Source organism: Burkholderia sp. ABCPW 14, assembly GCF_001523835.1.
Taxonomy (GTDB): Bacteria; Pseudomonadota; Gammaproteobacteria; order Burkholderiales; family Burkholderiaceae; genus Burkholderia; species Burkholderia mayonis.
In genome coordinates, this window is sequence record NZ_LOVS01000070.1 from 77,152 (window position 1) to 99,274 (window position 22,123).

The following is a 22,123-nucleotide window of genomic DNA, read 5'->3' on the forward strand; positions in this document are numbered from 1 at the left end:
GAACGAGCACGACGCGCGCACGGCGGCGCATGCATCGTTCATTCGAGAGAATCGTGGCGGGAAGATCGGGCCGGGATGGCCGCAAAGACGCCGCATCCTGCTGGCTGGGATGCGGCAGAAGCGTGGGGCTCTGCGCGAATGCCTCAGTCAGCAGTCAAGCCGGTGCAGGACCGACTACAACTCGCATCGGTGTTCACGGAACACTCCAAGTATCAAGACGGGGGCGATGGTAAGGGGTCGGCGTGCGAAGCGTCAAGCTTTTTACGGCAGGTTTACACGGTTTGCGCATTCGTTCGTGCGGCGCATGTGCGTCGTCGCGCGACCGTGGCCGCGCGCGGCGGCAAAGCAAGCGGCCGCCCGAACGGGCGGCCGCTGCACGATCACGCGCGGTTCGCGTGGCTATTTCGTTGCGGACGCAACCACGGTGCCCGCGTCGACGATCCCCGCACCCGGCGCGCGCGCGAGACAGGACGCCGTCGACGCCGACGGCCGCGCGGTGCTCGCGAGCCTCTGCGCGATCTGTGCGGGCGTCAGGTTCGGATTCACCGCGAGCATCAGCGACGCGACGCCCGCCACTTGCGGCGCGGCGAGGCTCGTGCCGCTGTGTGTGCCGTACGCGTCGGACGTCGGCACCGTCGTGCCGGCGTTGGTCGTCGACAGAATGTTCGAGCCCGGCGCGCTCAGCGTGATGTCAGCGCCGAAGTTGCTGTACCACGCACGCTGGCCCGTGCTGTCGGTCGCGCCGACCGCGATCACGCCCTTGCAGTTCGCGGGGCGATCCTGGGTCGTCGCCTGGCCGTCGTTGCCGGCCGCGACGACGACGCTCGCACCTTGTGCGATGGCGTCGTTGATCGCCTGCTGAAACGTGTCGCCGCACGGGCCGTTGCCGCCCAGGCTAAGGTTGATGACCTTCGCGGGCGTCAGATTCGCCGGCACGCCGGCGACGGGGAGGCCCGCCGCCCAGCGCATCGCGTCGGCGATGTCGCTCGTCGTGCCGCCGCACTTGCCGAGCACGCGCACGGGCAGCATCTTGCCGTACCAGTTGACGCCCGCGATGCCGATGCCGTTGTTCGCGGCGGCGCCGATGATGCCGGCGACCTGCGTGCCGTGCCAACTGCTGTTCGACGGCGCGCTCGCGCAGTTATAGAACGGGCTCGACGGATCGGTCAGCTCCTGCTGCGTGACCCAGTCGCCCGGATCGGTCGCGTCCGGGCTGCGACCGTGCCCGTTGTTGCCGGTGTTGATGTCGGAAATGAAGTCGTAGCCGGGCAGCAGGTTCGCGATGATGTCCGGATGCGGGCGATAGCCGGTGTCGAGCACCGCGGTGACGACGCTCGGCAAGCCGGTTGTCACGCTCCACGCGTTCGGCAGATCGATGCCGGCCGTCGGATCGAAGTAGTTCCACTGCTGCGCGTAGTTCGGATCGGTCGCCACGGTGCGGGCGAAGACGCGCCGGTCAGGCTCCGCGTACGCGACGTCCGGATCGACGGCGAACGTTTGCGCGAGCGTGCTGGCGGTATCCGCGTTCATCTTTTGTCCGAGCGCGAGCAGCGCCGCGCCGCCCGACATCGTTCGCTCGACCTGCACGGCACTTGTCTGCGCGATGTTTTGCGCATACGAGCGCACGGCGCCGCCCTTCGTGCTCCATTGCGACATCACGCGCAGGATCACCGCGTCGAGACGCGCCGCGTCGTTCGTCGCGGCCATGATCCGCGCGCCCGACGCCGTCGTTGCCGATGCGTTTTGCAGCTTGACGATCAGATGGTCGACGGGCGCGTCTTGTTGAACGGCGCTGGAGACGAGGGAGGCGCTTGCGGCGGCCGATGCGGTTTGCGTGACGGGGCAGGCCGTCGTCGAAGTCGAGGAAGTCGCGGATTGCGACGAGCCCGATGTCGGGGCCGGCGTCGGAGCGGGTGTCGGAGTCGGCTGTGCGGCGGCCGATGGCGTGCTGCCGCCGCCCCCGCCGCCGCCTCCGCCGCAACCGGCGAGCGGAACGAGGAGAGACACGGAGAGAATGCCGGCGACGGCGCGGGCTTGGCCAAACCGCGTCTGATCAGGATTGCTACGTTTTTTGTTCACGATGCCTCTCCACCCTTGGGTTCGAAAACCGCGTGCGCGGTCAACGCGGTCAAGATCCGTGGCGTGAGAAGTCCGTGAGCATCGTCGTCCTTCGTTTGCATCCCGATACATCGCCAGGTCTTGTCCGGATTCCGCCGGGCTCGTGCTCGCCCGATCGGAGGTACTGGTGTGAGTAACGGCTGCGCTTAACAATTCTTGATAGTCTTTCCGAAAATATAGTCGCTCACCGCACAAATTTACGAGCACTTTTGGTGTACTTCGCGGCCTGATTTGAGTGTGATTTTGAGATAAGCGCGGTAAACCGAGAACGGCCGTATCAAACGGGTGAGCGAATGCGTTTTCGGCGCACCGCCGGTAGGCGGCCGCGTCATGCGGCCCGAAGGTTGCCGCGGCGCAGGGCGGCCGGAGGTTTTTGAACGGATTACGATCGCTTTTCGTTCGACTTTTTCGGAGAAAAGCATGCACGTTCGTTTTAACGGGCTCGTCGCCGCGTTCGTCTGCATGGCTGCAGGCGCCGTCCATGCGCAGGACCTCACCGGTACGCTCAAGAAAATCAAGGAGACGGGCGTCGTCGGGCTCGGCATTCGCGAATCGTCGGTGCCGTTCTCGTATTCCGACAATCAGCAGAAGAACATCGGCTATTCGCGCGACATCGCCGCGAAGATCATCGACGAGATCAAGCGGCAACTGAGGCTGCCCGGACTCGTCGTCAAGGAGATTCCGATCACGTCGCAAAACCGCATTCCGCTCGTGCAGAACGGCACGATCGACTTCGAATGCGGATCGACGACGAACACGCTCGAGCGGCAGAAGCAGGCGGCGTTCTCGAACAGCATCTTCCTGTACGGCATCCGCTTCAGCACGCGCAAGGATTCGGGCATCAAGGACTTCGGCGATTTCGCGGGCAAGACCGTCGTGACGACGGCGGGTACGTCCGACGAGCGCCTTCTGCGCAAGCTGAACGAAGACAAGAACATGAACATGACGATCATCAGCGCGAAGGACCACGCCGAGGCGTTCATGAACGTGACGACGAGCCGTGCGGTCGCGTTCGTGATGGACGAGCCGCTGCTGTACGGCGAGCTCGCGAAGGAGAAGAACCCGGGGGCTTACGTGGTCGCGGGTACGCCGCTCGTCCACGAGAACTACGCGTGCATGATGCGCAGGGACGATCCCGCGTTCAAGAAGCTCGTCGATTCGACGATTGCGCAGATGCAGACATCGGGCGAAGCGGCGAAGCTCTACGACAAGTGGTTCATGCAGCCGATTCCGCCGCGGGGGCTGAATCTGAATTATCCGTTGTCGCCGGAAATGCGCGCGCTCTTCAAGAATCCCAGCGATCGCGCGCAGTACTGAATACGGGCCGCGCTCGGCGGAGGCCGGCGCGACGCGCTTCGCCGCGCCGGCCCCGTGATCGGTCGATTGCCGCTTGGCCGCCGTCGGCGCTGCCGTGCCCGGTTACGCGGCCGGCTCCGTATGCCGCTCGCCTCGCCGCGTGCGTGTCGCAACGATCGGCACGCGGCTTCACGATCCCGTCACATCGCACTGCGGCACCTTCCGGATAGGCCGGATGCTGCAACTCCATATTGCGAAACAGTTTTTTGCTGAAACTGAAAAAACAGCCGGAACCCATAATGCAAGGGAGTGCAAAGCGATTCGATGAACTATAAAGGGATTGTTCAATTGTCGATGAACGCGTACATTTCGGGTCCGCGCCGTGGTTTGAGAAATATCAAGACTCGTTTTCCCGAGCCCGACGCCTGAGAGAAGGAACGATGAATAACGACACCAATCCCTACGCGCGTCGCTCGGGCGACGCGGCCGAGCCCATGGGTGGGGGGCTCACTCGACGCCAATGGCTGCAGCGCTCGCTCGCGCTGACCGCATTGGGCCTTGCCGGCTCGCTCACGTTGCGCGCGTTAGCCGATGGTCCGAGCGCCGCGCCGCTCGATGCGTTCATGACGCTGTCCCAAGCGTTGACCGGCAAGACAGGCCTGAACCGCGCGGTCGGCGAACGGTTGCTGCGCGCGCTTCAGAAGGGTTCGTTCGAACTCGGCGACGGGCTGCCGAAGCTTGCAGGCGCGCTTGCCGCGAACACGCTCACGCCCGATCAGGAGGCCCTCTCGCTGCGCATTCTCGAAGCGTGGTATCTCGGCATCGTCGACAACGTCGTGATCACCTATGAAGAAGCGCTGATGTTCGGCGTCGTGTCGGACACGCTCGTGATCCGCTCGTACTGCCCCAACAAACCCGGCTTCTGGGCCGACAAACCGACCGAGAGGCAAGCCTGATGGCCGATACACAACAAGCCGACGTCGTTGTCGTGGGCTCGGGCGTCGCGGGTGCGATCGTCGCGCATCAGCTCGCGATGGCGGGCAAGTCGGTGATCCTGCTGGAAGCCGGCCCGAGGATGCCGCGCTGGGAGATCGTCGAGCGCTTCCGCAACCAGCCGGACAAGATGGACTTCATGGCCCCGTATCCGTCGAGCCCGTGGGCGCCGCATCCGGAGTACGCCCCGCCGAACGACTACCTGGTCCTGAAGGGCGAGCACAAGTTCAACTCGCAGTACATCCGCGCGGTGGGCGGCACGACGTGGCACTGGGCTGCGTCCGCGTGGCGCTTCATCCCGAACGACTTCAAGTTGAAGACCGTCTACGGCGTCGGCCGCGACTGGCCGATCCAGTATGACGATCTCGAGCATTACTATCAGCGCGCCGAAGAGGAACTGGGCGTCTGGGGGCCGGGCGCCGAAGAGGATCTGCTGTCGCCGCGCAAGCAGCCGTACCCGATGCCGCCGCTGCCGCTGTCTTACAACGAGCAGACGATCAAGACCGCGCTCAACGGGTACGATCCGAAGTTCCACGTCGTGACCGAGCCCGTCGCGCGCAACAGCCGTCCGTACGACGGCCGTCCGACCTGCTGCGGTAACAACAACTGCATGCCGATCTGCCCGATCGGCGCGATGTACAACGGCGTCGTCCACGTCGAGAAGGCCGAGCAGGCGGGCGCGAAGCTGATCGAGAACGCAGTCGTCCACAAGCTCGAGGTCGGCCCGCAGAAGAAAATCGTCGCGGCGCGCTACAAGGACCCGAAGGGTGTCGAGCATCGCGTCGAAGGCAAGTACTTCGTGCTCGCCGCGAACGGCATCGAGACGCCGAAGCTGATGCTGATGTCGACGAGCCACGATTTCCCGAACGGCGTCGGCAACAGCTCCGACATGGTCGGCCGCAACCTGATGGACCACCCGGGCACGGGCGTGTCGTTCTACGCGAGCGAGAAGCTGTGGCCGGGCCGCGGCCCGCAGGAGATGACGTCGCTGATCGGCTTTCGCGACGGCGCGTTCCGCGCGACCGAAGCGGCGAAGAAGATCCATCTGTCGAATCTGTCGCGCATCGACCAGGAAACGCAGAAGATCTTCAAGGCCGGCAAGCTCTTGAAGCCCGCCGAGCTCGACGCGCAGATCCGCGACCGTTCCGCGCGCTACGTGCAGTTCGACTGCTTCCACGAGATCCTGCCGCAGCCGGAGAACCGGATCGTGCCGAGCAAGACGGCGACCGACGCGATCGGCATCCCGCGCCCGGAAATCACCTACGCGATCGACGACTACGTAAGGCGGGGCGCGGTGCACACGCGCGAGGTCTATGCGACCGCCGCGAAGGTGCTCGGCGGCACAAATATCGCGTTCAACGACGAGTTCGCGCCGAACAACCACATCACCGGCGCGACGATCATGGGCGCCGACCCGCACGATTCGGTCGTCGACAAGGACTGCCGCACGTTCGACCATCCGAACCTGTTCGTTTCGAGCAGCGCGACGATGCCGACGGTCGGCACGGTGAACGTGACGCTGACGATCGCGGCGCTCGCGCTGCGGATCTCGGACCAGTTGAAGAAGGAAATCTGATGCTGAAACGAACCCTTTCCTTCGTACTGGCCGGCTGCCTCGCATTGCCCGGGCTGGCGGGCGCGGCGGACGCCGCCACGGCTGCGTCCGCGCCCGCCGCCGCTGCGTCCGCGCCGGCTGCGGCCGCTGCGATCGCCGCGGCCGCACCCTCCGGCAATGCGGCGCTCGTCGAGCGCGGCCGCTATCTGGCCGTCGCGGGCGACTGCATGGCGTGCCACACGGCGAAGGGCGGCAAGCCGTTCGCGGGCGGCTTGCCGATGCGCGCGCCCGTCCTCGGCACGATCTACACGACCAACATCACGCCCGACAAGGAAACGGGCATCGGCGACTGGACGTTCGCGGACTTCGAGCGCGCGGTGCGTCACGGCGTCGCGAAGAACGGCGACAACCTGTATCCGGCGATGCCGTACGTGTCGTATGCGAAAGTCACCGACGACGACGTGAAGGCGCTGTACGCGTACTTCATGCACGGCGTCGAGCCGGTCAAGCAGTCGGCGCGCAAGAACGACATTCCGTGGTATCTGAGCATGCGCTGGCCGCTCAAGATCTGGAATCTCCTGTTCCTGAAGGACGGCGCGTACCAGCCGAAGCCCGAGCGCGGCGTCGAATGGAACCGCGGCGCGTATCTCGTGCAGGGCCTCGCGCACTGCGGCACGTGCCACACGCCGCGCGGCGTCGCGCTGCAGGAGAAGTCGCTCGACGATACGGGCGGCGGCAGCTTCCTCGCGGGCTCGGTGCTGTCGGGCTGGGACGGCTACAACATCACGTCGGACACGAGCGCGGGGATCGGCGGCTGGTCGCAGCAGCAGCTCGTCCAGTACCTGCGCACGGGCAGCGTGCCGGGGCTCGCGCAGGCGGCGGGGCCGATGGCCGAAGCGGTCGAGCACAGCTTCTCGCAGATGAGCGATGCCGACATCGGCGCGATCGCGACGTACATCCGCACGGTGCCCGCCGTCGCCGACGGCAGCGCGAAGGCGCGCTTCGCATGGGGCAAGCCGGCCGAGGACGGGATTCGGCTGCGCGGCGTCGCGCTCGCGTCGACGGGCATCGATCCCGCGCGGCTCTATCTCGGCAATTGCGCGAGCTGTCACCAGATGCAGGGCAAGGGCACGCCGGACGGCTACTATCCGCCGCTCTTCCATAACTCGACCGTCGGCGCGCCGAATCCGACGAACCTCGTGCAGGTGATCCTGAACGGCGTCGCGCGCAAGGCGGGCCAGGAAGACGTCGGGATGCCGGCGTTCCGCCACGAACTGTCGGATGCGCAGATCGCCGCGCTGACGAACTACCTGACCGTCCAGTTCGGCAATCCGGCGGCGAAAGTGAGCGAACAGGACGTTGCGAAGCTGCGCGCGTCGCAGTAACGTACGGGTCGGTTATCCGGCGATCGAGGAGGACGGCATCGCACCGGGCGGCTGTCCGGTGGCAGGTCGCAGTCGACAGCGAGGCGGCCCGCGGCGTGAGCCGTGAGCCGTGAGCCGTGAGCCGCCTCGGTCCGCAACCGGCACGCGCGACGCTTCGCGCGCGGCGCCCGCTTCCCGCTCCATACGACAATGAGACAAACCTTTCTTGCACCTCAGAGAGACCTTCTTCTGCTGCTTTCCCGCGTTCTGCTCGTCATCCTGTTCGTGATCTTCGGCTGGGAGAAGCTGCTGAATTTCTCGGGCACGGTCCAGTTCATGGCGGCCGAGGGCACGCCGTTGCCGTCGATCGCGGCGGTCGTCGCGGTCGTGATGGAGTTCTTCGTCGGCATCGCGATCCTGATCGGCTTCTACACGCGGCCGCTCGCGCTGCTGCTCGGCCTCTACACGATCGGCACCGCGATCATCGGCCATCACTACTGGTCGATGCCGGCCGCCGAGCAGATGAACATGATGATCCACTTCTACAAGAACATCGCGATCACGGGCGGCCTGTTCGCCCTGTGCGCGGCTGGCCCCGGACGCTATTCGCTCGATCGCGGTTGAGCGGCGTGCCGGACGTGTTTGGAACCTGAGAGAAGACAATAGGCGGAGAACAATGGGTTTTCATTCGAAGAAAATGATGGCTGCGATCGTCGCGGCCGGGCCGGCGCTCGCTTGCGCGCAAACGAGCGTCACGCTGTACGGCCGGGTCGACGGCGGCATCGAATACCTGAATCACATCGCGAATCCCTCGGGCGGCAGTTCGTCGCGCTGGAGCGCCGAGAGCGGCGACTGGGGCACCAGCATGTTCGGCCTGAAAGGCGTCGAGGATCTGGGCGGCGGCACGGCGGCGATCTTCAACCTGGAGACCGCGTTCCAGGTGATGAACGGCACGACGGGCGGCGGCCGGATGTGGTCGCGGCGCGCATACGTCGGCCTGAAGAACGACACGTGGGGCACGCTGCAGGCGGGGCGCAATCTCTTCATCGACAGCGACGGCGTGTGGGAATTCGATCCGTTCGTCCAGCAGGCGTTCTCGTCGGCGTCGCTCGTGCGCGGCCGCAACTGGCAGCAGACGAGCAACAACGTCGAATATCACAGCCCGGTGTTCGGCGGCTTCGACGTGCAGGCGCAGTATGCGTTCGGCAACCAGTCGCGCGGCTTCAACTACGGCGCGCCCGGCGACTTCGGCCGCTCGGAAGGCGTGATGCTCTCGTATCACTCGACGATGCTTGACGTGCGCGGGATGTACGACGAGCTGCGCGACAGCAACGGCCGCATGAGCAACATCTTCTCGAGCTCGCGCGAGTATTTCATCGGGGCGAACGTGAAGGTGCAGAAGTTCAAGATCCAGGGCGCTTATACGCATTACTCGGCGCCCGACACGCCGGCGGGCCTCGCCGATCGCGCCGATCACTTCTGGCTCGGCGCGACGTATCAGGCGAATCCGCAGTGGGCGGTGACGGGCGGCGGCTACTACGTGCGCGTGCGCGGCGGCGACGGCGGCGATGCGTCGCACGATCCGTCCGGCCACGCGATCATGTATGCGCTCGGGACGACTTACAACCTGTCGAAGCGGACCTTCCTGTACGGCACGGTCGCCTATGTGCGCAACGGCGGGAATTCGAACTTCTCGCTGCTCGCGACGCCGCGCGACGCGACGCCGAACACGAGCCCGCTCGCGGGAGAATCGCAGACGGGCGCATATGTCGGGATGATGCATACGTTCTGACGCGCACGTCGCGCGATGCAGGATAGGAAGGGCTTCGGCGTGCTGGCCGAAGCCCTTTTTTCATGGGCTGGCGGCGCGGCGAACGCACCGGATCGTTCCTCGCGGCGGATTCGTTTCGCGGTCCGGACGAATGTGCGCCACGGCCGGCGCAGCGCGCGAGCATGATGCGTCCGATTGGACATTAGATAGAAACACTGATTGCTGGCCATAGTCGGACGGCGCAAAGTTGTACATACAACTTCGGCGCGGCTGAAATCGCCGCCAGAAGCCGTTCGTAAGCTCCCGGAAATCCGACGGACAGGTTGCGCGCCCGCTTGACGGCGGCGGCGTGCCGCGCCCGTGCACATCGAGGAAATCGCAGATGCTCTTTCAAGGCTTCGGTCCGCTGCTATGGGCCGGCACGGTCGAAACGGTCAAGCTCGCCGTCCTTTCGCTCGCCGCGTCGCTCGTGCTCGGGCTCGCGGGCGCGGCGGCCAAGCTGTCGCCGAATCGCGTGCTGGCCGGCATCGGCACGTTCTACACGACGCTGATTCGCGCGGTGCCGGATCTCGTGCTGATGCTGCTGCTGTTCTACGGGATCCAGATCCTGCTGAACGACACGACCGACATGCTCGGCGTCGATCAGATCGACATCGACCCGTTCGTCGCGGGCATCGTCACGCTGGGCTTCATCTACGGCGCGTACTTCACCGAGACGTTTCGCGGCGCGTTCCTCGCGGTGCCGCGCGGTCAGCTCGAAGCGGGCTTCGCGTACGGGATGAGCTCGTGGCGCGTGTTCGCGCGAATCATGTTCCCGCAGATGATGCGCTTCGCGCTGCCCGGCATCGGCAACAACTGGCAGGTGCTCGTGAAGGCGACTGCGCTCGTGTCGATCATCGGTCTCGCCGACGTCGTGAAGGCGTCGCAGGACGCAGGCAAGAGCACGCTGAACTTCTTTTTCTTCACGCTCGCGGCGGGCGCGATCTATCTCGCGATCACGACGCTGTCGAATCTCGTGTTGATGTATCTCGAAAAACGCTATTCGGCGGGTGTGCGGAGGCTGGCGCTGTGATTCAGATCATCGGTCAATATTGGCAGAACTACCTGTTCAGCGACGGCTACCGGATCAGCGGCCTCGCGATCACGCTGTGGCTGCTCGTCGTGTCGATCGGGCTCGGCTTCTGCCTCGCGGTGCCGCTCGCGATCGCGCGCGCGTCGCGCAACCGCTTGCTGTCGCGCACGGTGTGGCTCTACACGTACGTGTTTCGCGGCACGCCGCTCTACGTGCAGCTACTGCTCTGCTACACGGGCATCTACAGCCTGGGCGTCGTGCACGATCATGCGTGGCTCGACAGCTTCTTCCGAAGCGCGATGAACTGCACGCTGCTCGCGTTCACGCTGAACGAATGCGCGTATGCGACCGAGATCTTCGCGGGCGCGATCAAGTCGACGTCGCCGGGCGAGATCGAGGCGGGGCTTGCATACGGGATGTCGCGGTGCAAGCTGTACACGCGCGTGATCCTGCCGTCGGCGTTGCGCCGCGCGCTGCCGAGCTACAGCAACGAAGTGATCCTGATGCTGCACGCGACGACGCTCGCGTTCACGGCGACCGTGCCCGACATCCTCAAAGTCACGCGCGACGTCAATTCGGCGACCTACGCATCGTTTCAGGCGTACGGGATCGCGGCCGTGCTGTATGCGGTCGTCGTGTTCGGCCTCATCTGGCTGTTCCGCCGGATGGAGGCGCGCTGGCTGGCGTTCCTGAGACCGCAGGGACGCTGACGCGCACAGCGGCATCGATCAACGAAGCTCAACGACGATCAAGGACGACGGCGAATGTACAAGCTCAGTGTGGACGACCTGCACAAGAAGTTCGGCGACAACGAGGTGCTGAAGGGCATCTCGATGAAGGCGAAGGCGGGCGACGTGATCAGCATCATCGGCTCGAGCGGCTCGGGAAAGAGCACGTTCCTGCGCTGCATCAACTTTCTCGAGCAGCCTTGCGCGGGCACGATCACGCTCGGCGACGAGTCGATCCGCGTGGCGCGCGACAGGCGCGGCGCGCCGAAGATCGGCGATCCGAAGCAATTGCAGCGGATGCGCGTGAAGCTCGCGATGGTGTTCCAGCACTTCAATCTGTGGGCGCACATGACGGTGCTCGAGAACGTGACCGAGGCGCCTGTCAGCGTGCTCGGCCTGTCGCGCGCCGAGGCGCAGGCGCGGGCGCGCGCGTACCTGCGGAAAGTGGGGCTCGCGCCGGGCGTCGAGGCGAAATATCCGTCGCACCTGTCGGGTGGCCAGCAGCAGCGCGTCGCGATCGCGCGCGCGCTCGCGATGGAGCCCGAAGTGATGCTGTTCGACGAGCCGACGTCGGCGCTCGATCCCGAGCTCGTCGGCGAAGTGCTGAAGGTGATGCAGGCGCTCGCGGAAGAAGGGCGCACGATGATCGTCGTCACGCACGAGATGGGCTTCGCGCGCAACGTGTCGAATCACGTGATCTTCCTGCACCAGGGGCGGATCGAGGAGGAGGGGCATCCGCAGGACGTGCTCGTCAGCCCGAAGAGCGAGCGCCTGTCGCAGTTCCTGTCCGGCCGGCTCAAGTAGGCGGGCCGGCACCACCTATCGATTTACTCGCCGCTCGTCCACTCGACGTTCGCGCCGACCGAGCGCAGATTCTCGACGAAATGCGGATGCGCGCGCCGGATCGGCTGCGCGTTCAGGATCTCCGAGCGGCCGTCGATGCTCGCCGCGACCATCAAGAGCGCGATCGCGACGCGGATGATGTACGGGCTTTCGACGCGGGCGGGGCTGAGCGGTAGCCCGCCGAACGTGATCAGCCGATGCGGATCGGACAGGAACACGTGCGCGCCGAACTTCGACAGCTCGCCTGTCCAGCCCATCGCGCCGTCGTAGACCTTGTTCCAGAACATCACGCTGCCTTGCGCCTGCACGCCGAGCGCGATGAAGATCGGCAGCAGATCGACAGGCAGGTACGGCCACGGCGCGGCCTCGACCTTCGTCAGGATGTTGCGCGTGAACGGCTGCTTGACCTTCAGCGGACCGTCGCGCAGCGCGTGCGACCAGCCGTTCTCGTGCGTGACCTGCACGCCGAACTTCGCGAAGGTCCGGTCGATCAGCGGGAACTGCTCGGGCGAGCCGTTGCGCACCGCGATGTCGCCGCCCGTGATCGCGCCGAGTGCGAGGAACGTCGCGATCTCGTGGAAGTCCTCGTTGAAGCGGTACTCGCCGCCCGCGTGCGCGCGGCCGCCCTGGATGCTCAGATGTGACGTGCCGATGCCTTCGATCGGCACGCCGAGCATCGCGAGGAATCGGCAGAACTCCTGCACGTGCGGCTCCGACGCGGCGTTGACGAGCGTCGACGTGCCGTTCGCCGATGCCGCGCACAGCGCGAAGTTCTCGGTCGTCGTGACCGACGCGTAGTCGAGCCAGTGGTGGTTCGGCGTGAGCGGCCCGTCGGCGCGCACGATCAGCGAATCGGACGTGCGCTCGATCCGCGCGCCGAAGCGCTCGAACACCTCGACGTGCGGGTCGATTTCGCGCACGCCGAGCGTGCAGCCCTTCACGTCGTTCTCCAGCCGCGCGACGCCGAAGCGCGCAAGTAGCGGCGGCACCAGCATGATCGACGAGCGCATTTCCTCCGGCAGCCGATGGACGGCCGGATCGAACGCCGTCGCGCGGTGGTGCAGGTCGAGCACGCCCGTCGCGTAGTCGATCGACACGTCGCTGCCGAGCGTGCGGAAGATGTCGAGGATCTTGCGGACGTCGGTGATGTCCGGCACGCCGACGAGCCGCAGCGGCCGATCGGTGAGGAGCGTCGCGCACAGGATGGGCAAGACGGCGTTCTTGTTGGCGGACGGCGTGATTTCTCCGCGAAGCGGCGCGCCGCCGTGGACGATCAGGTTCGACATGTTCGGATGCAGGTGGGGGTGATGACACGCAAGGTCGATATCATGCCATCGTTCGCCAGGATTTCGCAGATTCGTCGTGCGGCGCCGCGCACGCGCGTGGACGGGCGGCGGCGGGGCGGGCGCTTCACACGACGCGCGCGAAGGGGGATCATCGGACTGCGCGCGGCACAGGCGATCGTACCCTTTCAAGCGAGGCGATCCATGCAAACCGACGATTCCCCGATCTACGAAGGCGGTTGCACGTGCGGCGCGGTGCGCTACCGGATGACGTCCCGGCCGCTCGTCGTGCACTGCTGCCATTGCCGCTGGTGTCAGCGGGAAACCGGCACGGCGTTCGCGCTGAACGCGCTGATCGAATCGGACCGCTTGGTGCTGCTGCGCGGCGAAGTCGACATCGTCGATACGCCGTCGAACAGCGGCAAGGGCCAGAAGATCGCGCGCTGCCCGCGTTGTCGTGTCGCGGTGTGGAGCCACTACGCGGGCGGCGGCGGCGCGGTGAGCTTCGTTCGCGTCGGCACGCTCGACAACCCGGATCGCCTGCCACCCGACATCCATATCTTCACGTCGTCGAAGCAGCCGTGGGTAATCCTGCCGCCCGACGCACGCGCCGTGCCCGAATACTACGCGTCTGACGAGATCTGGTCGGACGAGAGCCTCAAGCGGCGCGCGGCGCTGCGTGCGAAGCGGGATCGTTAGCCGTCGCGATGGCCGTGCCGCCGGCGGCCGGTAATCCGCCCGGCATCTCCGGCGCGCGACGCGAAGAGGCTGAGTCCGGCGGAGAACGGGGCGAGTCGATGAGACGGCGCGGCACGCGCGCATCGATCGACGCGCGCAAGCCCTGCAAACGAAACGCCGGCGCGACTTTCGCCGCGCCGGCGTGTTGGGATCATGCGGCTCATGCCGGCGTGGCCGGCATGTCGGGCTTTACAGGCAGCTATTGATGTCGCCTGCGGCCGCGCTGTCCGCCGAGCCGGTGCCCGCGCGGAAGCCGACCCACGTCTTCGCGTTGCCGGAGCGCGCGGGGCGCACGACCGCGGCCGCGCCGTTCGGCGGTTGCTGGCCCGGCACATAGACGTCCGCCGCGAGACCGTTCGCGAGCACTTCCTGCGTGACGACCTGCTGTTGCGCCTTGTCGGCCCAGGTTTTCGCAATGCAGGTCGAGACGTCCTGCGCAGGCTTCTGGCTCTGTCCCACGTTCTGGACGTCGGTGCCCGCGGCGCTGGCCGAAGTTGCCACAATCAATGCGATGAACGGTAAATATTTCACGTTATCTCCCTCTGGTCGTGATTCGTGAATCGGATTTCAACGGTACTACGATCCAATGTGAGTGCGCATCGTCGGCGATGTTCCGACGATTCGGAAACAAGATGTTAAGGAGCTTGCCAAGCGAAGCAGAGTGCGCCGGGCGTCGTGTGCGCAATTGCTGCGCCGCACGCGCATGTGCGACGACCCGGCGTTGCCGAGGCGTCGCGCGTGCTTGCGGATGAATGGATTGGATTGGCGCTGCGCAGGCGTGAAGAAGAGAGCGCGGTGCGCGGATTGCTGTCCGTCATGCCGGATTCGGCACGATCGAAACCGTCAGCCTACGCCGCGCAGTTCTCCGACCGCTTGGCGTAGGGTGCATGCTAACGGTGGCCCCGTCGCGTTCGTATTCGGTATTCGTATTCGTTGAGTTCATGATGGCAAAGACCGCGCGCGACGACTGTTAAGCACGTTCAAATCGACGGGCGAAAATTGTCATAGATTGTTTGGCGCGCGACGCGCGTTTGACGGTGCGTGCAGCCGTCAAAACTGATCCGCTGGCTGACGGTCGGCCTGAAGGATACGACGCGGCTTGTGTCCGTCGACGACGTGCTGTACTTCCAGGCGCTCGACAAATACACGGAGGTGGTGACGCACGGCGAGCGGCATGTGATTCGCACGCCGCTCAAGGAACTGCTGCCACGGCTCGATCCGGATCGCTTCGCGCAGGTGCATCGCGGCGTGATCGTCGCGTATGCGGCGATCGACCGGATCGAGCGGGATCTGCTCGGGCGCCTTCGCATCCATCTGCGCGGCCATCGGGACATGCTGCCGGTGAGTCGCGCGTATGCGGGGCTGTTCAAGCACATGTGACGCGCCGCGCGTCGCATTGTGCGTGGCCGCGCGGTGGCGGAACGGTCGATACGGCGGTTGCATGGCCGATCGCGCGTCGTCGCTTGCTTTCCAGCGCTTGAACATCCTGGGAAGTCGAATCGACGCCGCCGAGCCGACGCTTCCAATCGCCGATTTCGCGCGTTCGAGCGCGGAGCCAATTCGATCGTTCATCCGGCGTTTTGCTCTTCATGCCTGCTTTGGCGATCCGGTTTCGCAGCGTCCCGGCTTCCTCGTCGAGTTTCCTTTTCATCGCGCGTCCACCGTATTCGCAAGACGGACGATTATTCTCCCATACGAATGTCAGTGCGACGCGCGTTGTCTTCGGCGCGCCGCTCAGCCCGCCTTGCGCGTCAGCGCGAAGCGGCGCTTCACGAACGCCGCCGGATGCGCGCGGCGGAAACGCTCGCGCTTGTGCTCGTCGTCGAAGTGCCGCAGCGCCGGCTTCACGAGATCGCTGCGCGAGACGATGCCGAGGAGTCGCATCGTCTCGGGATCGGCAACGACCGGCAGACGCTCCAACTGATGCACGGCGAGCCGCGTCGCGACGAGGCGGCAGGTCTCGTCGGCGAGTGCGAAAACGGGCGTGCGGTGCGCAAGCACGTCGGCGACCCGCATGTCGGTGACCCGCACGTCGGCTACCCGCACGTCGGCTACCCGCATGTCGGCTACCTGCATGTCGCCCGCCCGCGCAGCGCCGGCGCCCGCACCGCCCGCACGCGCGTCGCCTCCGCGATCGAGCGTCGCGCGATCGAGCAAGCCGATCAGCACCCCGTCGCGCACGACCGGATAAGCGCGGTGCGCCTGCGTCGCGCCGAAGTACCGCGCACGCGCGAGGTCGACGCTCAGGTCCGCATCGATCGTGACGACGTCGCGCGTCATCACTTCATCGACGTAATGACGCTCGAGCGGATCGACGCCGTACTCGCGATAGATGTGATAGCCGCGCCGCGCGATCTTCTCGGTCATGATCGAGCGCTTCATCACGACGGTCGCGAAGCCGTGCGCGACGAGCGTCGCCGCGAGGAGCGGCAGCAGCGCGTTCGCGTCGTGCGTGAGGCCGAACGCGAAGACGATCGCGGTGAGCGGCGCGCCGAGCGTCGCACCGAGCGTCGCCGCCATGCAGACGAGCGGCCACAGCGCCGGATCGCCGCCCGGCAGCACGGGCCCGAGCAGCGTGCCGAGCCCCGCGCCGAGCATCAGGAGCGGCGCGAGCACGCCGCCCGACGTCCCCGAGCCGAGCGCGATCACCCAGATCGCGGCCTTGACGACGAGGATGGCAAGCGCGAACCGCAGCGCGATGTTGCCGTGAAGCAGATCGCCGATCACGTCGTAGCCGACGCCGAGCGCGCGCGGCTCGATCAGCCCGCCGATCCCGACCGCGAGCCCGCCGATCGCGGGCCACCACATCCAGTGGACGGGCAATTTGCCGAACCCGTCCTCGGTCTTGTAGAGTGCGACGGACAGCCCGCACGCGAGCGCGCCCGACAACAGGCCGGCAAGCACGCACGAGCCGAGCGCGGCGGCCGACGGCGGCGCGGTCACGAGCGGAAACAGCGGGCCGACGCCGAAGAACGCGGCGCGCGCGAAGCCCGCGACCGCGCACGCGAGCGCCACGGGCAGGAAACTGCGCGGCCGCCATTCGAACAGCAGCAGCTCGACGGCGAGCAGCACCGCGGCGACGGGCGTGCCGAACACGGCGGTCATCCCGGCCGTCGCGCCGGCGACGAGGAGCGTCTTGCGCTCGGCGGCCGTCACCTTCACGAACTGCGCGATCAGCGAGCCGATCGCGCCGCCCGTCATGATGATCGGGCCTTCCGCGCCGAACGGCCCGCCGCTGCCGATCACGATGCCCGATGCGAGCGGCTTCAGCACCGCGACCTTCGGCGACATCCTGCTCTTGCCGAACAGGATCGCCTCGATCGCCTCGGGAATCCCGTGGCCGCGAATCTTGTCCGAGCCGAAGCGCGCGATCAGTCCGACGGCGACGCCGCCCACGACCGGCACCGCGATCACCCAGGGCCCGAGCGTGTTCAGCGCGGGCGAGCGGTCGGCGAACGAAAACTGCTGGAAGAAGAACAGGTTCGTGAACAGGTGGATGAGGCTCAGCAGCGCGAATGCGGCGAACGTGCTGAGCACGCCGATCGCGAGCGCGAGGAGCGCGATGCGCGGCAATCGTGCGTTCGACGCGAAATCGCGTTTGTGTGGGGCGGCGATGCTCATGATGTCGGGGCGGGGAGAGTGGGTGTTAGGCTCAGTAATCGATCTGCGGCACCTGGAACGCGCCGCGCAGCGACTTCAGCTCCGCGCGGTGCAGCTCGGCGAGTCGCGCGAGCACGCGTGCGCCGGCCGGCTCCAGATGCACTTCGACTTGCCGGCGATCGGTCTCGCTCGGCTTGCGCCGGACGAGCCCGACCGCTTCGCAGCGCGTCACCAGCGCGACGACGCCGTGATGCTGCGCCTGCAGCCGCTCGGCGAGCTCGCCGACCGTCGCCCAGTCGCGCTCGGGATAGCCCTTGATGTGGAGCAGCAGCAAGTATTGCAGCGGCGTGATGCCCTCGCTTTGCGCGGCCCGCTCGGAGAAGCGCTCGAAGCGCCGCATCTGATAGCGGAATTCGGAAAGCTGTTCGAAATCTGCCTTGCGCAGCTCGCGTGCCGGTTTCGTCATCGACGTTCCAACGTGATCGAAAAGTGTGCAAATATATCATAACGTGATGTATTTTGACGGTATCCGGCGTGCTCGAATTCATTGTGCCGATTCCTTTCGCGATTCCTTGCGCTTACGCGGCGACGCGCACTTGCGATTGCCGATAGAGCCCGGCGATCAGGTCCGCCTGCGTGACGATGCCGGCGAGCGTCTGGTTCGCGTCGACGACCGGGATGTGGTGGTGGCCGTGATCGGCGAAGAGCGGCACGAGTTCGGCGATCGGCGTCGTCGTGCGCACCGTGTGCACGCGCGTGCTCATTACTGTGCGCGCGACGAACGCCGGGCCGGCGAGCGTGCGCGGCAGCCGCGCGGACAGGCTGCGCAAGAGGCTTGGCGTCGCGTGCGGCGCGGCCCTCGACAAGTCCGCGCGCGTGACGATGCCGACGACGCGCGCATTCGCATCGACGACGGGCAGCGCCTTGATCCGGTGCCGGTCGAGCAGCGTCATCGCGGCGGGCAGCGGCGTGTCGGGCGCGACGCTGATCGCCGGGCGCGTCATGATGTCGGCGCACGACAGCTCGTCGAACGTGCGCGCGTACGCGCGCAGCTCGGTCTCGCGCAGCAGCGATTCGAGATCTTCCGGCGCGACGTCGAGCCATTCGCTGCGGCTTTTTAGCACCGCGTCGAGATCGGCGCGCACGAAGCGCGCGTGCAGCGGCGTCGCGGCCACATCCGTCTTCGGTTCCGGCTGCGGCCGCGCGCCGCCGTGCGGATAGCGGTGGCCGGTGAGCGCGTGATAGACGAGCGCCGCGCCGAGGAGGGCCGCCGATTGCAGCGCGATTGGCTCGACGACGAAGCGAAAGCCGAGCGCGTGCACGGCCGGGCCGCCGACGACCGCCGTCAGCGCGACCGCGCCCGACGGCGGATGCACGCAGCGCAGCGCGAACATCGCACCGATCGCGCACGCGATCGCGAGCGACGCGGCGAGCACGGGATCGGCGATCCATTGCGCGCACGCGACGCCGACCGTCGCCGCGACGAGGTTGCCGCCGATCAGCGACCACGGCTGCGCGAGCGGGCTCGCCGGCACCGCGAACAGCAGCACGGCCGATGCGCCCATCGGCGCGACGAGGAGCGGCACGTCGCCCGGGCTGCCCGGCAGCGCGCGCATCGTCACGCCGACGCAGCCGATGCCGGCGAGCGCGCCCGCGCACGAACGCAGGCGTTCGCGCCAGCCGAGCGTCACCGGAATCGGGACGAAACGCAGGAGCCAGTGACGGAGACGATGATGAAACACGAGAGACGAAGACAAGGTCGGACTGCCGTAACGTAAAAGGAAGGTGCGCCGATCGGTCGCGCGCCGAGCGCAAAATTATATGTCATTGTGATATAAATTGCCGGCCCCGCAGAGCGCGGGGCCGGCTGTCGGTGTTTCAGGATGCGGAAAACGGGCGCGAGCGAGCGCGCCGGCGCGCATCGGCGTACAATTCGCCCAATCTGATCCCGACGAATCACATAATTTGCCGCCCGCGATGCCCGCTCCCCGCCTGTCTCATGGCCTGCGCATCCGGTCGATCAGTCGTCCCCGGCCGCGTTCGGCGGCGCCAGCCGCGTCTCGCCGGCCCTCGTATCCCGTACATTCCCGAAGCCCATCCCATGGACATGCTCGATAACATGCGCCTGTTCGTGCGCGTCGTCGAAGCCGGCAGTTTCACCGCAGTCGCGAAGGAAATCGACGCGACCACCGCTCAGGTGTCGCGTGCCGTCTCGAACCTCGAAGCGCACGTGCAGACGCGCCTGTTGCACCGGACGACCCGTCATCTCGGGTTGACCGAAAGCGGCCAGCGCTACTTCGAACGCGCGAAGTCGATCCTCGCCGAGATCGACTACGCGAACGCCGAGGCCCGCAACGCGCTGCTGCGGCCGAGCGGCAAGCTGCGCATCCATGCGATGACGGGGCTCGGGCAGAGTCACGTGGTGTCGTCGATCGTTCGCTATCAGGAGGACAACCCCGACGTGTCGGTCGAGCTGACGCTCGCGCAGCGGATGCCGAATCTCGTCGAGGAGGGCTACGACGTGTCGATCGTGTCGGCGTCGCATCTGCCCGATTCGGGCTACGTCGCGCAGACCTGCGGGACGAGCTGCAGCGTGCTCGTCGCGTCGCGCGGGTATCTCGCGCGGCACGGCACGCCGACGACGCCGGAGGATCTCGCGAAGCACGTGTGCCTGCGGCTCGACACGCCGGCGTCGCCGGGCGGCGAATGGCGGCTCGAGCGCGACGACGGCGACGAGACCGTGTACGCGCTGCCGCCCGCGCCGTTCCAGGCGAACGTGCCGGATGCGTTGTCGGTCGCGGTGCGCGCGGGGCGCGGGATCGGCTCGATCGCGCTGTACACGGCGCTCGACGACATCCGCGAAGGGCGGCTCGTCCGCGTGCTGCCGAACTATCGGCTCGACACGCTGAGCGTCTATGCCGTCTATGCGACGCGCCGCTACCTCGACGCGAAGATCCGCACGTTCCTCGATCATCTGCGCACGACGTTGACGCCCGCGCTCGCCGAGGACATCGTGGAGCTCGACCGGCTCACGCGGGCCGCCGCCCAGCCGGCGCGCAAGCGCGCGTGAGCGTGAGCGTGAACGTGTGAGCGGCTGCCGCGTTCCGTGCGCGCAATGATCACAACGCAACGCGAACGGCGCGGGCCCGGCGGCCCGCCGCCGAATGCGAAAGAGGGAAACGTGAAGCGAAGCCGCGCGCGCCGGACGGTGCCGACGCGCGCGAGCGGCGTCAGTGCGTGATCGACAGGAACAGGTAGGCGGCGAACAGCGACAGGTGCACGACGCCGTGCAGCACGGTCGTGCGTCCCAGGCTCAGCGTGAGCGTGCTGACGAGCAGCGTCAGCGACAGCAGCACCGTCTCCATCCCGCCGATGCCGAGCGTGAGCGGGGCGCCCGTCGAGATGAACACGGCGGCGACGGTCGGGATCGTGAGGCCGATGCTCGCGAGCGCGGAGCCGAGCGCGAGATTCATGCTCGTTTGCAGCCGGTTCGCGCGCGCCGCGCCGACCGCGGCGAGCCCTTCCGGCAACAGCACCAGCGCGGCGATCACGATGCCGACGGCCGCTTCGGGCGCGCCGAGCCTGAACACCGTGCGCTCGACCGCGGGCGACAACAGCTTCGCGAGCAGCACGACCGCGATGAGGCTCACGAACAGGAACACGATGCTCGTGAGCGTGGTGCGGCCGCTCGGCGGCACCGCGTGGACGGATTCGTCGGCGCTGCCGTCGATCAGGAAGTAGTCGCGGTGACGGACTGTCTGCACGAACACGAACACGCCATACAGCACGAGCGACGACACGCCTGCGAACGCGAGCTGCGACGTCGACAGATGCGGGCCGGGCGCGGCGCTCAGGTAGTTCGGCATCACGAGCGACAGCACCGACAGCGACGCGAGCACCGCGAGCGCCTTCGTCGCGCCGCGCCCCTGGAAGTCCTGCTCGCCGTGCTTCCAGCCGCCGACGAGCAGGCACAGCCCGACGATCCCGTTGCAGACGATCATCACCGCGGCGAACACGGTATCGCGCGCGAGCCCGGATTTCTCGGGGCCGCTCGTCAGCATCACCGACACGATCAGCGCGACCTCGATCACGGTGACGGCGATCGCGAGCACGAGCGTGCCGAACGGCTCGCCGACGCGATGCGCGACGACTTCGGCATGATGGACGGCGGCGAACACGGCGCCCGCGAGCGCGGCGGCGACGATTGCGATGACGAAGCCTTCGGCCGGCACGACGCGCGACAGCGCGAGCACCAGCCAGGCGGCGAGCGGGGCGGCGAGTGTCCAGCGCGGGAGGGCGGGCGATGAGATCGGCATGGCGTGTCCTTGGTCGAGGCGAGGTGCGAGCGGGGATTCTAACAGGCGGTCCGGCGCCGATATCCGGCAGGCGGCGGCACGATGCGGCGCGGATCGCGCGGTCGGCCAAGCGGAAAAACGCCGCCGTCGCGCCGCCGATGGTTGCGAGCACTGTAAAACATCTCGCTCGCGCACGAGCTGCGGCACCGGATCAAGACGATCGTCGGCGTGTCGGCGGGCGTCGCGGTGCTGCCCGCGGGCGCGATCTCGACGACCGCGACGGGCAAGGCGAAGCGGGTGATCGGCCGGCGCGGCAAGGCGGCGTGAAGGCGGCGTGAAGGCGGCATGAAGAAGACGTCAGGAAGGCGGCGGCCGCGTGGCGGCGCGCACGCGGCCGCCGGCCGTTCGGCGCGCCGCGCATGCTCTACAATGGCGCGGCCGCGCGCGCGGCGTCTCTCAACCTTTCG

The 22,123-nt window shown here is 66.9% G+C and carries 19 protein-coding genes and 2 pseudogenes; 12 read left to right on the plus strand and 9 right to left on the minus strand.

Annotation, left to right across the window (positions count from 1 at the left end; all coding sequences use genetic code 11):
• Nucleotides 1–399: 399 nt before the first annotated feature.
• Nucleotides 400–2,007: a S8 family peptidase gene (locus WS62_RS10260; protein ID WP_082720852.1), complete on the minus strand. Its 1,608-nt coding sequence runs from the start codon at nucleotides 2,005–2,007 to the stop codon at nucleotides 400–402.
• A 531-nt stretch (nucleotides 2,008–2,538) separates the two neighbouring features.
• Here WS62_RS10260 and WS62_RS10265 point away from each other — a divergent pair.
• From WS62_RS10265 to WS62_RS10305, 9 genes are all read left to right on the plus strand, one after another.
• Nucleotides 2,539–3,435, plus strand: a complete 897-nt coding sequence (locus WS62_RS10265) for a glutamate/aspartate ABC transporter substrate-binding protein (protein ID WP_066570745.1) — start codon at nucleotides 2,539–2,541, stop codon at nucleotides 3,433–3,435.
• Between the two features lie 419 nt (nucleotides 3,436–3,854).
• Entirely contained in the window at nucleotides 3,855–4,370 is a 516-nt protein-coding gene (locus tag WS62_RS10270; protein WP_066570746.1) for a sugar dehydrogenase complex small subunit, read from the plus strand.
• Nucleotides 4,370–5,983, plus strand: coding sequence for a GMC family oxidoreductase (locus tag WS62_RS10275; RefSeq protein WP_066570747.1), 1,614 nt, complete (start codon nucleotides 4,370–4,372; stop codon nucleotides 5,981–5,983). The genes WS62_RS10270 and WS62_RS10275 overlap by 1 nt, the downstream gene beginning before the upstream one ends.
• Nucleotides 5,983–7,347, plus strand: coding sequence for a cytochrome c (locus WS62_RS10280; RefSeq protein ID WP_066570748.1), 1,365 nt, complete (start codon nucleotides 5,983–5,985; stop codon nucleotides 7,345–7,347). Before WS62_RS10275 ends, WS62_RS10280 begins: the two co-directional genes overlap by 1 nt.
• 189 nt (nucleotides 7,348–7,536) lie before the next feature.
• Nucleotides 7,537–7,950 carry a DoxX family protein gene (locus WS62_RS10285; RefSeq protein WP_066570749.1) on the plus strand — a complete coding sequence of 138 codons (414 nt, stop codon included), beginning with the start codon at nucleotides 7,537–7,539 and terminating at the stop codon, nucleotides 7,948–7,950.
• Nucleotides 7,951–8,002: 52 nt separating this feature from the next.
• On the plus strand, nucleotides 8,003–9,118 hold the full coding sequence (locus WS62_RS10290; RefSeq protein WP_066570750.1) for a porin: 1,116 nt from the start codon (nucleotides 8,003–8,005) through the stop codon (nucleotides 9,116–9,118).
• A gap of 361 nt (nucleotides 9,119–9,479) precedes the next feature.
• Complete coding sequence (locus tag WS62_RS10295; protein ID WP_066570751.1) at nucleotides 9,480–10,169, plus strand: ABC transporter permease; 690 nt, start codon at nucleotides 9,480–9,482, stop codon at nucleotides 10,167–10,169.
• Nucleotides 10,166–10,879 (plus strand): ABC transporter permease, encoded by a 714-nt coding sequence (locus WS62_RS10300; protein WP_066570752.1) that lies wholly within the window; start codon nucleotides 10,166–10,168, stop codon nucleotides 10,877–10,879. Before WS62_RS10295 ends, WS62_RS10300 begins: the two co-directional genes overlap by 4 nt.
• Before the next feature lie 54 nt (nucleotides 10,880–10,933).
• On the plus strand, nucleotides 10,934–11,701 hold the full coding sequence (locus WS62_RS10305; RefSeq protein WP_066570753.1) for an ABC transporter ATP-binding protein: 768 nt from the start codon (nucleotides 10,934–10,936) through the stop codon (nucleotides 11,699–11,701).
• A 23-nt stretch (nucleotides 11,702–11,724) separates the two neighbouring features.
• Here WS62_RS10305 and WS62_RS10310 read toward each other — a convergent pair whose 3' ends face one another.
• On the minus strand, nucleotides 11,725–13,026 hold the full coding sequence (locus WS62_RS10310; RefSeq protein WP_066570754.1) for a UDP-N-acetylglucosamine 1-carboxyvinyltransferase: 1,302 nt from the start codon (nucleotides 13,024–13,026) through the stop codon (nucleotides 11,725–11,727).
• A gap of 201 nt (nucleotides 13,027–13,227) precedes the next feature.
• Between WS62_RS10310 and WS62_RS10315 the strand changes: the two genes are divergently transcribed.
• Nucleotides 13,228–13,722, plus strand: coding sequence for a GFA family protein (locus WS62_RS10315; RefSeq protein WP_066496422.1), 495 nt, complete (start codon nucleotides 13,228–13,230; stop codon nucleotides 13,720–13,722).
• Nucleotides 13,723–13,950: 228 nt separating this feature from the next.
• Here the strand turns inward: WS62_RS10315 and WS62_RS10325 are convergent, their stop codons facing one another.
• On the minus strand, nucleotides 13,951–14,220 hold the full coding sequence (locus tag WS62_RS10325) for a hypothetical protein (protein WP_231748253.1): 270 nt from the start codon (nucleotides 14,218–14,220) through the stop codon (nucleotides 13,951–13,953).
• 600 nt (nucleotides 14,221–14,820) lie between these two features.
• Here WS62_RS10325 and WS62_RS10330 point away from each other — a divergent pair.
• Nucleotides 14,821–15,141, plus strand: a pseudogene (locus WS62_RS10330) (LytR/AlgR family response regulator transcription factor); the annotation flags it as partial.
• On the opposite strand, the gene WS62_RS10335 reads toward WS62_RS10330, so the two are convergent.
• The 5 genes and pseudogenes from WS62_RS10335 to WS62_RS38785 all read right to left on the minus strand — a co-directional run bounded on the left by WS62_RS10335 (nucleotide 15,128) and on the right by WS62_RS38785 (nucleotide 19,385).
• Complete coding sequence (locus tag WS62_RS10335) at nucleotides 15,128–15,412, minus strand: hypothetical protein (RefSeq protein ID WP_066570757.1); 285 nt, start codon at nucleotides 15,410–15,412, stop codon at nucleotides 15,128–15,130. The pseudogene WS62_RS10330 and the gene WS62_RS10335 sit on opposite strands and share 14 nt — an antisense overlap.
• 83 nt (nucleotides 15,413–15,495) lie before the next feature.
• Nucleotides 15,496–17,382 carry a chloride channel protein gene (locus WS62_RS10340; RefSeq protein ID WP_066570758.1) on the minus strand — a complete coding sequence of 629 codons (1,887 nt, stop codon included), beginning with the start codon at nucleotides 17,380–17,382 and terminating at the stop codon, nucleotides 15,496–15,498.
• 31 nt (nucleotides 17,383–17,413) lie between these two features.
• On the minus strand, nucleotides 17,414–17,827 hold the full coding sequence (locus WS62_RS10345) for a MarR family winged helix-turn-helix transcriptional regulator (protein ID WP_066570759.1): 414 nt from the start codon (nucleotides 17,825–17,827) through the stop codon (nucleotides 17,414–17,416).
• Between the two features lie 112 nt (nucleotides 17,828–17,939).
• Nucleotides 17,940–19,118 carry an HPP family protein gene (locus tag WS62_RS10350; protein WP_066570760.1) on the minus strand — a complete coding sequence of 393 codons (1,179 nt, stop codon included), beginning with the start codon at nucleotides 19,116–19,118 and terminating at the stop codon, nucleotides 17,940–17,942.
• Between the two features lie 60 nt (nucleotides 19,119–19,178).
• Nucleotides 19,179–19,385 (minus strand): annotated as a pseudogene (locus tag WS62_RS38785) (hypothetical protein).
• A 77-nt stretch (nucleotides 19,386–19,462) separates the two neighbouring features.
• Here WS62_RS38785 and WS62_RS10355 point away from each other — a divergent pair.
• Entirely contained in the window at nucleotides 19,463–20,431 is a 969-nt protein-coding gene (locus WS62_RS10355; protein WP_066570761.1) for a LysR family transcriptional regulator, read from the plus strand.
• 160 nt (nucleotides 20,432–20,591) lie between these two features.
• On the opposite strand, the gene WS62_RS10360 is transcribed toward WS62_RS10355, so the two are convergent.
• A complete protein-coding gene (locus WS62_RS10360) occupies nucleotides 20,592–21,677 on the minus strand; it encodes a calcium:proton antiporter (RefSeq protein ID WP_066570762.1) in 1,086 nt (361 codons plus the stop codon).
• Nucleotides 21,678–22,123: the final 446 nt, after the last annotated feature.